The sequence below is a fragment of the Streptomyces cinnabarinus genome (assembly GCF_027270315.1).
In the GTDB taxonomy this organism is placed as follows: domain Bacteria; phylum Actinomycetota; class Actinomycetes; order Streptomycetales; family Streptomycetaceae; genus Streptomyces; species Streptomyces cinnabarinus.
This window is the reverse complement of the sequence record NZ_CP114413.1, coordinates 7,716,665-7,730,733: the sequence shown is the minus strand read 5'-3', so window position 1 is coordinate 7,730,733 and position 14,069 is coordinate 7,716,665. Positions and strand designations below refer to the sequence as shown.

The window sequence follows — 14,069 nt, the reverse complement described above, 5'->3', positions numbered from 1 at the left end:
TCAGCCGTCGCCGAAGACGGCGTCGACGATGTGCTCGGCGATCGCCAGGGAGGCCGTCGCGGCCGGTGAGGGCGCGTTGCGGACGGCGGTGACCCGGCCGGCCCGGTGGATGCGGAAGTCGTCGGCGAGCGTGCCGTCGCGGTCCAGCGCCTGGGCGCGCACCCCGGCTCCGCCGCGCACCACGTCGGAGACGCCCACGGCGGGCACGTACAGGCTCGCGTCCCGCATGAAGGCACGCTTGGACAGCGAGCCGCGGTATTCCTTGATGCCGGTACGCCAGTGCTGGGCCGCCATCCGCCAGGCTCCGGGGTAGCCGGCGAGGCTCACGAGGTCCCGTGGCGAGACCTGGCTCAGCCGGTAGCCCTCCCTGGACATCGCCAGGACGGCGTTCGGGCCGACCTCGACGGTGCCGTCGACTCGCGGGGTGAAGTGGATGCCGAGGAAGGGGTACCGGGGATCGGGCACCGGATAGACCAGGCCCCGCAGCAGCCGCGCCTTCTCCGGCTTCAGCAGCATGTACTCGCCCCGGAAGGGGATGATCCGCGGTTCCCGTCCGTCGTGCGCGAGCCGGGCGACGGTGTCCGAGTGCAGCCCCGCGCACAGCACCAGCCGGTCCACCCGGACCCGGTCCTGGACGGAGGCCACCTCGATACCGCCGGGCACCTGGGTGATCGCGGTGACGGGGAAGCCGAGCCGCACCTCGCCGCCGGACGCCTCGATGTCCTTGGCGTACTCGCGGGCGACGGCCTTGTAGTCGGTGATCGCGGTGCGCGGCGAGTGCAGCGCGGCGAGCCCTCCGGCCGCGGGCTCGATCTCCCTGATCTCCTCCTTGGAGACCTTCCGCAGCTCGGGCACATGGTTGGTGCGGGCCCGTTCGTAGAGGCTCTCCATCCGGCCCAGCTCGTCCTCGCGGACGGCCGTGACCAGCTTGCCGACCTCCTCGTACGGCAGGCCCCGCTCCTGGCAGTACTCGCGCAGCAGGGCGACCCCGCGCACCGTCAGCTCCGCCTTGAGGCTGCCCGGCGGGTAGTAGATCCCGGCGTGCACGACGCCGGAGTTGTGGCCGGTCTGGTGGACGGCGAGCTCCTGCTCCTTCTCCAGCACCACCACCCGGGTGCCGGGTCGGCGCAGGGCGATCTCGCGGCCGGTGGCCAGGCCCACGATGCCCGCGCCGACGATGCCGATCGTCTCGTCAGCCATCGACTCCTCCTTCGGATCAGTAGGTGACCGCGTCAGTAGTGAACGGCGACGGTCTTGACGCGCGTGGAGAAGCGCAGGACCTCCTCGCCCTGCTCCTTGTAACCGGTCCCTGAGTCGCGGAACCCGCCGAAGGGCAGATGGACGTCCCAGCCGGTGGTCGTGGTGTTGACGGCGACCTGTCCGCACTCGGCCTCGTCGATGAACCGGTACGCCCGGGACAGATCGCGCGTGAACAGGGCGGCGGCCAGCCCGAACTCGGAGTCGTTGACGGCCTCCACGGCCTGCGTGAAGTCCTCGACGGCGCGCACGGCGAGCACCGGCCCGAAGACCTCCTCGCGCCAGATCGCCATCTCGGGGGTGACATCGCCGAGCACGGTCGGCAGGACGTAACAGCCGTGCGCGCGCTCCGGGTCGGCCGCTCCCCCGGCCAGCACGGTGGCGCCCGCGTCGACGGCCCGGCCGATGTCGGCGAGGACCGAGTCGCGCTGCCGGGGGCTGGACAGCGGGCACAGCGTGGTCGCCGGATCGCTGCCGGGGCCGACGGCCAGCGCCTCGACCTCGGCGAGCAGCAGCCGTACGAAGTCGTCGTGGGCCGGGCGCTCCACGATCACCCGGCTGGTGGCGGTGCAGCGCTGTCCGGCCTGGCCGAAGGAGGCGGCGACCACGGCCTTCGCGGCGGCGGGGAGGTCGGCGTCGGCGAGGACGACCGAGGCGTTCTTGCCGCCGAGTTCGCCCTGGAAGCGGACGTTGCGGTCGGCGAGGCGGCGGCGGATGCGGTTGCCGACGGCGTTGGAGCCGGTGAAGGTGACGCCGGCGATCCGGGGGTCGTCGAGGAGGGCCTCCTCGATCTCCGCCGTACGGCCGGTGACCACGTTCAGCACCCCGGCCGGGAGTCCCGCGTCGTGCAGGGCGCGGGCGAAGTGCAGCCCGGAGAGCGGGGTTTCGGTGGCCGGCTTGAAGACGGCCGCGTTGCCGGTGGCGAGCAGCGGGGCGAGCTTGCGGGCCGGGGTGATCAGCGGATCGTTCCACGGGCTGATCACCAGGATGACGCCGATGGGCTCGCGCTGGGTGTGCGTACGGGTGTCGGGGCGGACGTCGTGCAGCAGGGTGCCGTAGCGCTGGCGGGCGAGACCGGCGTAGTAGTCGAGGAAGTCGGCGGCCTTGCCGGTCTCACCGCGGGCCTCGGCGAGCGTCTTGCCGTTCTCGGCGGTGACATCGGCGGCAATGGACTCCAGCCGTTCCCGGATCAGCCGGGCCGCCTCGGTCATGATCCGAGCCCGTTCGAAGGGGCTGGTGCGCTTCCAGAGCGCGAAGCCGCGCTCGGCGTGGTCGTAGGCCCGGGTGACGTCCTTCGCGGGAAGGGCGGGGATACGGGCGAGCGGTTCTCGGACGTCGGCCGGGTCGTGGACGTCGATCCACGCTCCGGACGTCACCCACTCTCCGCCGATGAGGGTTTCCAGGGTGCGCATGGAGTCACTTCTTTTCCGTCAGACATTGGTTGCGCCCGGAGTGCGGGGTGTCCGTGCTGGAATCGGCGGCACCACCGCACCTTCGAGCTTTTGGGGAACGCCCATGCCGTACGCCGTCTTCGCCCACTACCGCTGCGAGCCCGCCGATGAACTCGTGGTGCGGGAGGCGCTGTTGAGGATGCGGGAGTTCACCCGGGGTGAGCCCGCGAATCTCGCCTATGAGGTGCACGCGGAGGCCGAGCGGGTGGGCGGGTTCGTGCTGTACGAGGTGTACGCGGACCGGGCGGGGTTCGAGGCGCACGCGGCGGCCGACTACTTCGACGAGTTGATCGTCCGGACGGTACGGCCGCTGCTGACCGAGCGCACAGTGACGTTCGCCGAGGTGCTTCAGAACTCGTTGCCCCAGCAGTAGCGGGCGATCGTCTCCACCAACACCAGCTTCTTTCGCTGCTGTTCGGCGGTCAGCAGGGGCTTCGCGGCGATGTCCGCGAAGCCCCTCGACGGCGATACGGCCATGTCCTCGATGTCCTTGATCTCGGCCGCCGCGTCGATCCGGCTCATCACCGTGTCGATGTCCTCCAGTTCGGCCACGGTCGCGTCCACGACACCGAGACAGACGTCCCGGTCCTCGGGGAGAGCCCGGAGGAGATCGAGTTCGGACGGGGTGCCCTGGTCGTACGGCAGGACCCAGCGGTCGGCCGGGATCTCGCCGTACAGCCGCTCGACACGAGCGCTGTCCACCTCTGCCGGTGCCGTCCAGCCCGGGCAGATGCCGATACGGACGCCCTCGGGGCGCTCGTCCAGCCGTACCGCCGCCGCCTCCACGGCCAGCGCGTCGTCGTAGGAGAGCGGGGAGTCCTCCGGCCAGTCGAGGAGGAGCGGGTTGTTGAGCTGGATCAGCCGGACTCCGCGGGAGACCAGCAGGCCGATCTCCGTGCGGATGATCTCCGCCAGCGCCTCGCCCAGTTCGCGTGCCGGGCCGAGGCCCTCCGCGTAGGTCGTCGCCGCCAGGTAGGCCGGGGACGGCAGGGTCGCCTTGGGGGCGATGACCGTGAGTTCCGCCAGGCGGGCGGACCAGTCGGCCAGGAGCGGGCCGTTCGCCTTGGGCAGCGACTCGGCGACCCAGCGGGCCAGTCCGTCCGCCGTCTCGTCGGTACGGCGGAAGCCGGAGACCCCTTCGAGGACCGCGCTGCGGAAGTCCTCACGGGGGAAGTCGCCGTCGGTGACCACGGTGGAGCGGAGTTTGCGCTGGTAGGCCACCGCCTCCTCGACCGCCTCGGCAAGGGAGTCCGAGCTGAGGCCGGCCGGGCGGACCAGGCTGCCGTGGTGGTCGATGCGGTAGTTGAAGGTGTCCGCCATGGGTCAGTCCTTTCCGGGTGCCGAGACGCCCCAGGCGGCGAACTCCAGCTCGTAGCCGAGGGATTCGAGCACTTCTTCGGCGATCTTCTGGTCCTCGGCGGCGGTGCCGCCCGCGATGCCGAGGCCGCCGATGATCTCGCCGTCCTTCTTGATGGTGACGCTGCCCTCGGTGGCCATGATCGGCATGGCCGCGCCGGGGAGCTGCGAGAGCTGGGCGAAGAAGACCGGCTGGCTCTCCTGCCACTTCTTCAGCATGGTGCCGGGGCGCTGCATGATCGCGGCGGTGTACGCCTTGGCGCGGGCGATGTCCGGGGTGAGGGGGCGCGCTCCGTCGGGGCGGCGGATCGCGATCGGGAAGCCGCCGGCGTCCACGACGGCGACGCTCACCGCCTTCCCGATGGCCTGCGCGCGCTGATGGGCGGCGGCGAGGATCTCCTCGGCGGCGGCCAGGGTGAGGGTGGTCATACGGATTCCTTCTCTGCGGTGAGGGTGCGGCGCAGGTGGGCGACGGCCGCGTTGTACGCGCGCGGGGTCTCCCAGTACATGGAGTGCGGAGCGCCTTCGACGATCTCCAGGTGTGAGCCGGCGAGCAGCTCATGGGCACGTGTCACCGTCTTGACGCTGAGCACGGCGTCCTTCTCGCCCGCGAGGAAGGCGACCTTGACGCCCGAGTCCTGGATCTCCGTCAGGGTCGGGCCGTTGGTGTCGAGGTTGCGCAGGTCCTGCATGCGGGCCACGTTGAAGGTGCCCATCTGCTGGAAGAGGAAGGTCAGATCGGCGCGCTCCCGCTGGAACGGCTTGGTCAACAGCCGGTCGATCACCGGGAGTTTGACCGCCTCGGCGCGGTCGGCCGCCGCCAGCTCCTTGAGCTCCGGATGGCTGATGCCGCCCAGGGAGTGCCCGAGGACGACGGACGAGACCCGCTCGGGTCGCAGCAGCCCGGCGCGCAGGGCGGCGACGGAGCCGATGGACTGGCCGACCAGCATGACGTCGGTCAGCTCCTCGGCGTCCAGGACGGCGACCACGTCACCGGGGAAGTCCTGGCCGTCGAATTCCGGCATCGAGGAGTCGGACTTGCCGAAGCCGCGCAGGTCCACGGTGACGACCGTGAACTCCTCGCGGAGTGCGGCCACTTGCTGCCACCAGGCGGCGTGGTGTCCGCCGCTGCCGTGCACGAACAGGATCGCCGGGCCGCTGCCGTGGCGCTCGTAGTAGATGGCGGTGCCGTCGGAGTCGGCGATGGGCATGAGAATGAACTCCAGTCGGCGCGGGGTCAGTTGGAGCGCTTGGCGTGGTAGACGAGCTCGATCATGGTGTGGTCGGGGTCGTGGATGTAGCAGAACTTGGACTGGTTCTCGGGGCGCTGGACGGGCCGGGTGTGCCGGATGCCGAGCTCCTTGAGGTGCTCCAGGAAGTCGTCCCAGTCGTCGACCTCGACGGCGAAGTGATAGGGCGCCATGCGCTCCATCTCCTCGACCGGGGTGAAGTGCAGATCGAAGTTGCCCCGGGTCATCAGCACCACGCGGGTGTTGGACTTGGGCATGATCCGCTTCATCCCGAAGACCTTCGCGTACCAGGCGGCGGTCCGGTCGGGGTCGGTGGTGGGGAAGTTGACGTGGTGGATGTAGCGGGGTTCCGCGCTCATGCTCGATTCCCTTCGAGTTGTACGGGGTTGGACAGCACACCGATGCCGCTGATCTCGACCTCCACGGTGTCGCCGGGCTCCAGTTGGCAGGTCGACTCGGCGCCCATCCACAGCACGTCGCCCGGGTGCAGGGTGAGGTGCCGGGTGATCTCGACGATGTGATCGAAGGGGTCGAAGACCATGTCGCCGGTGGCGAACTCCGAGTGGACCTCGCCGTTCACCCGGAGCGTGGTGGTCTGGGCGAGCGCGTCGACGTCGGTCTCGATCCAGGGGCCCATCGGCTTGAAGGTGTCGCTGTTCTTGCTGCGCCAGAACGTGCGGTCCTGGTGCTGCCAGGCGCGGGCGCTGATGTCGTTGCCGATGGTCCAGCCGAAGACGGCGGCGCGGGCCTCCTCGGGCGTGGCGTGCCGCAGCGTACGGCCGATGACGGCGACGAGTTCGGGCTCTGCCTCGAAGCGGCCCTCGACCTCGGCCGGCTTGACGATCGGCTTGAGGTGCCCGGTGAGGGCGTTGTTGGCCCGGTATCCGATCTCGGGACGCTCCGGTGTGGCGGCCTTGGCGTGCGCGATGTGCCGGGGGTAGTTGTAGCCGACGGCGTAGAAGACCGGCGGCACAACGGGCGGCAGCCATACGGCCGTTGACCGGGGCACCGTGCCGATCACATCGGGGCGGCCGTCGATCGGCGACTCGGACAGCAGCTCCACGTCCGCCTCGCCGACCCGGCCCCACACCGCCCGGCCGCCGACCGAGACCCGTGCGTACCTCATGGCGCCAGCAGGTGGGAGACGCGCTTGGTGACCAGGTAGGCGTCGAGCGCCTCGGGTCCGCCCTCGCGGCCGTACCCGCTGTCCTTCACCCCGCCGGAGGGCGCCTCGTGGACGGAGCCGCCGCAGTGGTTGAGCGAGAGGATCCCGGCCTCCAGCTCGGCCGAGAGCCGTTCGGCGGTGGCGGCGGACCGGGTGTAGCCGTAGGCGGCGAGGCCGTAGGGCAGGGCGTTCGCTGCGGCGAGGGCCTCGTCGAGGTCGGTGAAGGGCACTATGGGCGCGAGCGGCCCGAACGGCTCCTCACGCATCAGCTCCGCGTCCGGCGGTACGTCGGTCAGGACCGTCGGCGCGAAGAAGTACCCGGCGCGGTCCGGGCGTTCGCCGCCGGTGCGGACCTTGGCGCCGCGGGCCACTGCGTCGGCGGTGAGCCGCTCCATGGCGACCAGGCGCCGCTCGTTGGCGAGCGGGCCCATGGTGGTGCCGTCGGCGAGTCCGTCCCCGACGACCACCGCCTCCGCCGCCTTCACGAACTCGGCGGTGAAGTCCTCGACCAGGCTCTCGTGGACGAGGAAGCGGCTCGGCGAGGTGCACACCTGACCGGCGTTGGCGAACTTGGCCTGGGCGGCCCTGCGGGCGGCCTGGACCGGGTCTGCGTCGGCGCAGACGATCACCGGCGCGTGTCCGCCGAGTTCCATCAGGGACGGCTTCATGACCTTTCCGGCCTCGGCGGCGAGGAGCTTGCCGACGGGGACCGAGCCGGTGAAGGCGATCAGGCGGATCACCGGGGAGGCGATGAGGTGGGCGGAGACCTCGGCTGGTTCGCCGAAGACCAGGTTGAGGACACCGGCGGGCAGGCCCGCGTCCACGTAGCAGCGGACCAGGGCTGCGGCGGTCGCGGGGGTCTCCTCCGAGGCCTTGATGACCAGGGAGCAGCCGGCCGACAGCGCCGAGGAGATCTTCCGGTTGGGCCCGCCCACGGGGAAGTTCCACGGGACGAACGCGGCGACCGGGCCGATGGGTTCGCGCCGTACGGTCAGCGCGGTGCCGGGGGCCGAGGGGATGATGCGGCCATAGGCGCGGCGGGCGTCGTCGGCGTGCCAGCGCAGGGTCTCGGCGGTGCGCCGGGCCTCGCCGGTCGACTCGGCGAGCGGCTTGCCCTGCTCCTGGGTCATGATGCGGCCGATCTCGGCGGCCCGCTCGCTGATCAGGTCGGCGGCGGCGTGCAGGATCGCGGTGCGCCGCGCGACGGGCGTCTCGCGCCAGACGCGGAATGCCGCTTCGGCCGCGGCCAGGGCGCGGTCCAGGTCGTCGGGGGTGGCGAGCGGTACCTCTCCGATCACCTCCTCGGTGGCCGGGTTCACGATCGGGGCGGTACGTCCGGTGCCGCCCTGGCACCACTCGCCCGCGATGTACATGCGGACGGCGGGGTAGCTGGTCATGGGTGGGTGCCCTCTCAAGAGGCCTCGTTGTCGCGGTTGGTGCGCAGCGCCCAGATGTGGTGGGGCGGGGTGGTCCCGTGGACGCGGGTCTCATAGGAGTCGTCGACCCGGTCCATGTCGGCGGCGTACTCCACCCGGCCGCCGCTCGGGGCGTGCAGGAAGCGGAAGACATTGGAGCCGATGGTGTGCCGGCCGAGTCTGCGGGCCTCGCGCCAGCCCCGTTCGATCATGTGGTTGCCGCCCTCGACCACGTCGTCGAAGCCGGGCACCTCGTAGGCGATGTGGTTGACGCCCGCCTTGTCGGGGCGGTGGCACAGCAGCATGGTGTGCTGGTCGTCGTCGCCGGGGGCCTGCATGAAGACGCCCATCGGCTCGACGACGTCGGTGGGCCGGAAGCCGAGGCGCCCGGTGTAGAAGGCGACGGCCTCGTCCTTGCCCGCCTGGGGGATGTTCAGCGCGACATGGCACATGCGCAGTGGCCGGACCCGGGTGATCGCTTCCAGGGCGGTGTTCCAACGGGTCACGTGGCCAAGGGAGTTGGCGGGGCGCGGGGTGACGGGTGCGGGCTTGGGGCGGGCCAGGGTCAGCCCGACCCCGAATCCCGTCTCGTCGACGGTGTGGTGCACACCGTCCGCGCTCTGCCGGGTGTCCCCCACGGCGGTCACCAGCCGGTCCAGCTCCTCCTCGGTGTCCACGCCCCACACCACCTCGCGCAGGGTGGGCCCGTGCTCCACCGGGGGCGGCAGCAGCGGCCCCGGGCGGGTGTCGAGCTGAAGGGTCTGCCCGGTCAGCGTCTCGAACACGGCGTGCTCGCCGGTCCTTTCGACCAGGAACAGTCCGAAGTCCTCGTAGAAACGGACACATTCGTCGAGGTCGTCGATGCTGTAAGTGACCGATTCGATTCTCTGGATTCCCATGGATTCCTCGTTTCGCGGGTCGCCAGTGAGCCTAGGTTTTGCAAGCGCGGGGACTCAACGGCCCGTGCTCCGCTGGTTCTGCAATCGTTTCTTGCGGCCGGGGAACGGCTACGCCTGGATCACCGGGATGGGATTGCGGGAGAACCAGTCGGTGAGGAATTGCAGAAAGACGCTGATCTTGCGCGGGACGGCCTGTCCGGGCCCGTAGATGGCGAACAGCGGGCGGTCGGGTACGGCGAGTTCCGGGAGCAGGACCTGCAGCGCGCCGGACACGAGATCGTCGTAGGCCGGCCGCTGCGGGAGCAGGGCGATGCCGCGTCCGTGCACGGCCGCCTTCTGGAGGGCGAGGTAGGAGTTGGAGGAGAAGGCCACGTTGCGGATCTTGTGCAGGGTGGAGGCGTGGCCGTGGCCGATCCGCCACACGGGGTCGTTGACGTGCACGAGGCAGTCATGGTGGGCGATGCCGTTCGGCTCGGTCAACGGGCCGTTGCGGTCCAGGTACTCCTTGGACGCGCACAGCACGAACGGCAGCGAGGCGATCTTCTTGAGGCGGACGCTCGAATCGCGGAGATCCCGGGTGTGGAAGGCGATGTCGAATCCGCTGTCGAGGAAATCGTAGGTACGGTCCGACATCCCGCCGAGTTCGAATCGGACCTGGATTTTGGGGTGGGCCGCGGAAAAGGCGGCGATGGCGTCCCCGAGGTCCAGGCTGCCGATCCATTTCGGGCAGATGATGCTGAGGGTACCCTCGGCCCGGTCGTGCAGATGGGCGATGCCCACGTCCTCCGCCTCTATCTCCTGGAGGATCCGGGCGGAGAATTCGGCGTACCGCTGGCCCGGTTCGGTGAGGCTCACCGAGCGGGCCGTGCGGTTGACGAGCCGTACCCCGACCTGTCGCTCCAGCTCCGCCACATGGCGGGAGACCAGGGAGCCCGAGGAGCCCAGCTTCTTGGCGGCTCCGCTGAAGCTGCCGACCTGAGCGACGGTGACGAAGCTGTGCATCAGTAGCAGACGGTCCATGGTTCCTCGGTTCTTTCCGGGCGGAGCAAAGTAAGGGCACCCTAAGTGAAACGATGCCGTTTCATAAGGGGTGTGACCTGCCCTTTTTCCACGGTCACTCTGCGCAGTAGGCCGGTGCCTGAGCCGCGGTGTCCTTGGTGACGAGGGTGAGCGGGGTGCGGGTGACCTTCTCGGCGCCCTTGTCCTTGTCGAGCAGCTTCACGGTGCTCTCCAGGGCGTTGGCGCCGGTGAGCTGGGCCGGGTTGGAGACCGTGCCGAGGAAGGTGCCGTCCTTGACGGCCTCGACGCCGCGCTCGGTGCCGTTGTTCGTCACGATCCTGACGTCGGCCTTCGCGGCCTTGAAGGCGTTGAGGGCGCCGAAGGCCATCTCCTCGTTGGCGACGAAGACATAGTCCAGGTCGGGGTGGGACTGGATCATGTTCTCCGCCACCTCCTGCGCCTTGGCGGGGCTGAACATGCCCGGCTGGTTGGCGACGACCTTGGCGGTGGCCGGCAGGTTGTCGGTGAAGCCGCCCACCAGGACGTCCGAGGCGGCGCCGGGCGCGCCCGCGACGACACCGACCTGGACGGCCTTGCCGCCCGCGTCCTTCGTGACCAACTCGGCGTCCATCTTGCCCACTTCGGCGAGCGGTACGACGGAGGCGCCGAGCACGTCCTTCATGTCCTCCAGCAGCACCGAGGTCAGGAAGATCGGCACGTTCGCCGCCTTGGCCTTGGCTATGTCGGCCTCCAGGGCGTCCACGTTGACCGTCTGGACGATGACCGCGTCGACCCCGCGGGAGATCATGTCCTCGATGTTGGACAGCTCCTTGCCCGGGTCCTGGGTGGAGTTGGCGGTGTAGAGCTCGACGCCCAGTTCCTCGGCCTTCTTCTCGATGGCGCCCTGGAGACAGGTGTGGAACTCGGTGTTGTTGCCGTTGACGAAGCCGATCGTGTAGTCGCCGTCACCGGCGGCGGTGCTCACCGTGTCGTCGTCCTTGCTGCACCCGCTGAGCAGGAGTCCCGCGCTCAGGGCGGTGGCGACGCAGGCGGCGCGGTACCGGGAGGTGATTCTCATCGTGCGGTGCCTTTCGAGTCGGACGTGCGGTTCAGGCGGTTCAGTGGGCCGAGTGGCGGGACTTCTGGAACTGGTTCGCGATCGCGGCGATCACCAGGACCGTGCCGACCGACACCGGCTGGTAGAAGGAGGAGATCTGGAGCAGGTTCAGCGAGTTGGCGACCACGCCGAGCAGGACGACGCCGAGGATCGTGCCGACGACCGTGCCCCGGCCGCCCTCCAGCGCCGTACCGCCGATGACGACCGCGGCCACCGCGCTGAGCTGGAGCATCAGTCCGCCGCCGGGGCTGGGGCTGCTCGCCACCAGACGGGACAGCAGCATCACTCCGGCCAGTCCGGACAGGGCGCCCGCGCCCGCGTACAGCAGCAGCTTGTTGCGGTTGACGCCGATGCCGCTGAGCCGGGCGACGTGCTCGTTGCCGCCGATGGCGAACAGATCGCGGCCGTACGTCGTGTACTTCATGACCAGGGCGGTCAGCGCGAGGACGATCAGCGCCAGCCAGGTCAGGTTGGGCAGTCCGATGAAGTAGCCGGCGCCCAGGTCGGACAGCGCGTCGCCGCCGGAGACGGTCTTGCCGTCGAGGACGACGAGCTGGACGCCGTCCAGGATGGTGGCGGTGGCCAGGGTCACCACGAAGGGCGCCACCTTGGTGTAGGTGATGACCAGGCCGTTGACCAGGCCGATCGCCATCGCGAGGGCGACGCAGGCGAGGATCGTGACGGCGACGGAGGTGCCGTTGTGCAGGAGTTGGGCGGCGAAGGCGGCCACGACGTAGACGTTGCTGCCCATGGAGAAGTCCATGCCGCCAGCGGTCATCACCAGGGTGAGCGCTGCCGCGATGACGGCGGTGATGCTCACCTGCCGCAGCACGTTGATCAGGTTGTCCTGGGTCAGGAACGCGTCGCTCTGGGTGGCGGTGAAGCCCGCGATCAGGAGCAGTACGACGATCAGGCCGAGGTGCGGGATGCGCTGCACGGCCGTCAACAGGCCGCCCTTCGCGGCCGGTTCGGGCCTCGCGGGGGTCTCGGCCTCGGGGGCCGGCGTCTTCAGGCTCATGAGTGGTTCCCTCCCAGGGCGGTCGCGACGAGTTCGTCGCGGGTGATGCGGGCGATGTCGTGTGCGGCCACGACGCGGCCGGAGCGCACGACCACCGCCCGGTCGGCCAGGCGCATGACCTCCTCGGCGGACGAGGAGGCGAGCAGGACCGCCACGCCCCGGCTCGCGAGGTCGTCGATGATCGTGTGGATGTCGGCCTTGGCGGCGACGTCGACACCGTTGGTGGGGTCTTCCAGGAAGACGGCGGCGGGCGCGGTCTCCAGCCATTTGGCGAGCAGCACCTTCTGCTGATTGCCGCCGGACAGGGCGCCGATCGCGGGGTTGCGGGCGAGGGTGACCACGCCGTAGGTCTCCCGGCGCGGGGCGGCGCGGCGGGTCTGCTCGGCGTCGCGGTGCAGCCGGCGCCGGTCGAAGCGGTCGCTGGCGAGCATCAGGTTCTCGTCGACGGACAGTCCGGCGATGATGCCGAGGTTGCGGCGGTCGCCGGTGACACAGCGCAGTCCGCTGCGCAGCGAGTGCCGGACCTTGCCGAGCGGTACCGGGCGGCCGTCGACGAGGAGTTCGCCGTGGTCCGGGCGGGTCCGGCCGGAGAGCAGGTCGAAGAGATAGGACTGGGCGTCCCCGGCCGCGCCGAGCACCCCGACCACCTCGCCCTTGCGGACCTCGACGCCGAAGTCGCGGATGAAGCGGCCACGGCCGAGGCCCCGTACCTCCAGGCCGACCTCGTCCTTCGGTGCCGGGCGGGTGGGGCGGTGGGAGACGACGTCCCGGCCGACCATGTGCCGGACCAGGCCGGTGCCGTCGAGGTCGTCGACGGTGCCGGTGTGCACGACCCGGCCGTCGCGCATGACGGTGACGCGGTCGGCGATGTCGAGGACCTCGTCGATGTAGTGCGAGATGTAGACGATGGCGATGCCCTCGTCGCGGAGCCTGCGCACCAGCGTCTTGACCTGCTCGGCAGCGTGGGCGCCGAGACAGGCGGTGGGCTCGTCGAGGATGAGGACCCGGCCGCCGCGGCGCACCTCCCGGGCGACCTCGACCATGGTCTGCTCGGCCACGGTCAGCGCCCCGGCCGGCTGGTCCACGTCGAGCCGGATGCCCAGATCGCTCAGTGCTTTACGGGCCTCCTCCCGGACCGTGGACCAGCTGACCCGGCCGCCTTTGACCGGCAGGACGCCGAGGAGGACGTTCTCGGCGACGGTGAGTCCCATGACCAGTTCGCGGCGCTGCGGCACGAAGGAGATGCCGAGCCGCCGGGCCTGCCGCATGGTCAGGGAGCGGTGGGCGTCGCCGTCGATGTCGACGGTGCCCCGGTCGGGCTGGTGGACTCCGGCGAGGACGTGCACGAGCGTCGACTTCCCGGCGCCGTTCATGCCCATCAGGGCGTGCACCTCGCCGGCGTGCAGGTCGAGGCTGACGTCCTTGAGCGCGGCGGCGCCGCCGAAGCTCTTGGTGACCCCGCGGACGCGGACCACGGAGGCGGGGCTCACGGGGTGGCCTCGGGGACGACCCGGGCGTAGCCGCGGATGTCGGGGAAGGGCGGCTCCTTGTCGGCCTGGAGGTCCACCTGGAAGGCGTTCAGGCACATGCCGAGCATGGTGAAGTTGCCGAGCGCGCCGATGGTGTCGACCAGGCCCTTGGCGCCGAAGTGGGCGAGCGCGCGGGCGAAGGTCTCCTCGGCGACGAAGTGGTCCTCAAGGATCTCCCGGCAGAACCGGTAGAAGGCCCGGTCCGCCGCGTCGGCGAAGTCCGCCTCCGCGTCCCGGCGCTCGGCGACGGCCCGCACGGCGGCCTCGGGTATCCCGGCCTCGACCGCCTGGTGGACGTGGGCGTTCCAGGAGTACTGCGCGTCCCAGTTGCGGGCGGCCATCAGCAGGCTCAGTTCGCGCAGGTGCGTGGGGAGGGAGCAGTCGAAGCGGGCGAACGCCCCGAGGGACTCGGCCCGTTCGCACATCTCCGGGCTGTGCAGCCAGACCCGGAAGGGACCGCGGACGGCGCCGCGGCGGCCTGCGATCCGGGCGGCCAGCTCCTGCTGCCGCGGATCCATTTCCTCTTGGCTGAGAACGGGGAGCCTCATGTGGCCGATACCTGCCTTTTCTTTCCGGCACGTTGCGGGCACGGAACGAGTCGCCGTGCGATGCC

Annotated in this window: 15 protein-coding genes; 1 reads left to right on the top strand and 14 read right to left on the bottom strand. The window is 70.4% G+C overall.

Annotation, left to right across the window (positions count from 1 at the left end; genetic code table 11):
• A complete protein-coding gene (gene lhgO / locus STRCI_RS34910; RefSeq protein WP_269662965.1) occupies nt 1-1,200 on the bottom strand; it encodes an L-2-hydroxyglutarate oxidase in 1,200 nt (399 codons plus the stop codon).
• 32 nt (nt 1,201-1,232) lie between these two features.
• Entirely contained in the window at nt 1,233-2,669 is a 1,437-nt protein-coding gene (locus tag STRCI_RS34905) for an aldehyde dehydrogenase family protein (protein WP_269662964.1), read from the bottom strand.
• A 103-nt stretch (nt 2,670-2,772) separates the two neighbouring features.
• Between STRCI_RS34905 and STRCI_RS34900 the strand changes: the two genes are divergently transcribed.
• Nucleotides 2,773-3,081 carry a putative quinol monooxygenase gene (locus STRCI_RS34900; RefSeq protein WP_269662963.1) on the top strand — a complete coding sequence of 103 codons (309 nt, stop codon included), beginning with the start codon at nt 2,773-2,775 and terminating at the stop codon, nt 3,079-3,081.
• On the opposite strand, the gene STRCI_RS34895 is transcribed toward STRCI_RS34900, so the two are convergent.
• The 12 genes from STRCI_RS34895 to STRCI_RS34840 form a co-directional block, all read right to left on the bottom strand.
• Nucleotides 3,057-4,028: a uroporphyrinogen decarboxylase/cobalamine-independent methonine synthase family protein gene (locus tag STRCI_RS34895; protein WP_269662962.1), complete on the bottom strand. Its 972-nt coding sequence runs from the start codon at nt 4,026-4,028 to the stop codon at nt 3,057-3,059. The genes STRCI_RS34900 and STRCI_RS34895 overlap by 25 nt on opposite strands.
• A 3-nt stretch (nt 4,029-4,031) precedes the next feature.
• Entirely contained in the window at nt 4,032-4,493 is a 462-nt protein-coding gene (locus STRCI_RS34890) for a GlcG/HbpS family heme-binding protein (protein WP_269662961.1), read from the bottom strand.
• Nucleotides 4,490-5,275 carry an alpha/beta fold hydrolase gene (locus STRCI_RS34885; RefSeq protein ID WP_269662960.1) on the bottom strand — a complete coding sequence of 262 codons (786 nt, stop codon included), beginning with the start codon at nt 5,273-5,275 and terminating at the stop codon, nt 4,490-4,492. The genes STRCI_RS34890 and STRCI_RS34885 overlap by 4 nt, the downstream gene beginning before the upstream one ends.
• A 26-nt stretch (nt 5,276-5,301) precedes the next feature.
• Nucleotides 5,302-5,673 (bottom strand): VOC family protein, encoded by a 372-nt coding sequence (locus STRCI_RS34880; protein WP_269662959.1) that lies wholly within the window; start codon nt 5,671-5,673, stop codon nt 5,302-5,304.
• Nucleotides 5,670-6,440 carry a fumarylacetoacetate hydrolase family protein gene (locus STRCI_RS34875; RefSeq protein WP_269662958.1) on the bottom strand — a complete coding sequence of 257 codons (771 nt, stop codon included), beginning with the start codon at nt 6,438-6,440 and terminating at the stop codon, nt 5,670-5,672. Before STRCI_RS34875 ends, STRCI_RS34880 begins: the two co-directional genes overlap by 4 nt.
• A complete protein-coding gene (locus STRCI_RS34870; RefSeq protein WP_269662957.1) occupies nt 6,437-7,876 on the bottom strand; it encodes an NAD-dependent succinate-semialdehyde dehydrogenase in 1,440 nt (479 codons plus the stop codon). Before STRCI_RS34870 ends, STRCI_RS34875 begins: the two co-directional genes overlap by 4 nt.
• 14 nt (nt 7,877-7,890) lie before the next feature.
• A complete protein-coding gene (locus tag STRCI_RS34865; protein WP_269662956.1) occupies nt 7,891-8,793 on the bottom strand; it encodes a VOC family protein in 903 nt (300 codons plus the stop codon).
• Nucleotides 8,794-8,901: 108 nt separating this feature from the next.
• Nucleotides 8,902-9,813: a LysR family transcriptional regulator gene (locus tag STRCI_RS34860; RefSeq protein WP_269662955.1), complete on the bottom strand. Its 912-nt coding sequence runs from the start codon at nt 9,811-9,813 to the stop codon at nt 8,902-8,904.
• 94 nt (nt 9,814-9,907) lie between these two features.
• Complete coding sequence (locus tag STRCI_RS34855) at nt 9,908-10,870, bottom strand: sugar ABC transporter substrate-binding protein (RefSeq protein WP_269662954.1); 963 nt, start codon at nt 10,868-10,870, stop codon at nt 9,908-9,910.
• A gap of 40 nt (nt 10,871-10,910) precedes the next feature.
• Complete coding sequence (locus tag STRCI_RS34850) at nt 10,911-11,927, bottom strand: ABC transporter permease (RefSeq protein WP_269662953.1); 1,017 nt, start codon at nt 11,925-11,927, stop codon at nt 10,911-10,913.
• Nucleotides 11,924-13,417 (bottom strand): sugar ABC transporter ATP-binding protein, encoded by a 1,494-nt coding sequence (locus tag STRCI_RS34845; RefSeq protein WP_269662952.1) that lies wholly within the window; start codon nt 13,415-13,417, stop codon nt 11,924-11,926. Before STRCI_RS34845 ends, STRCI_RS34850 begins: the two co-directional genes overlap by 4 nt.
• A complete protein-coding gene (locus STRCI_RS34840) occupies nt 13,414-13,974 on the bottom strand; it encodes a carboxymuconolactone decarboxylase family protein (protein ID WP_269662951.1) in 561 nt (186 codons plus the stop codon). Before STRCI_RS34840 ends, STRCI_RS34845 begins: the two co-directional genes overlap by 4 nt.
• Nucleotides 13,975-14,069 lie beyond the last annotated feature (95 nt).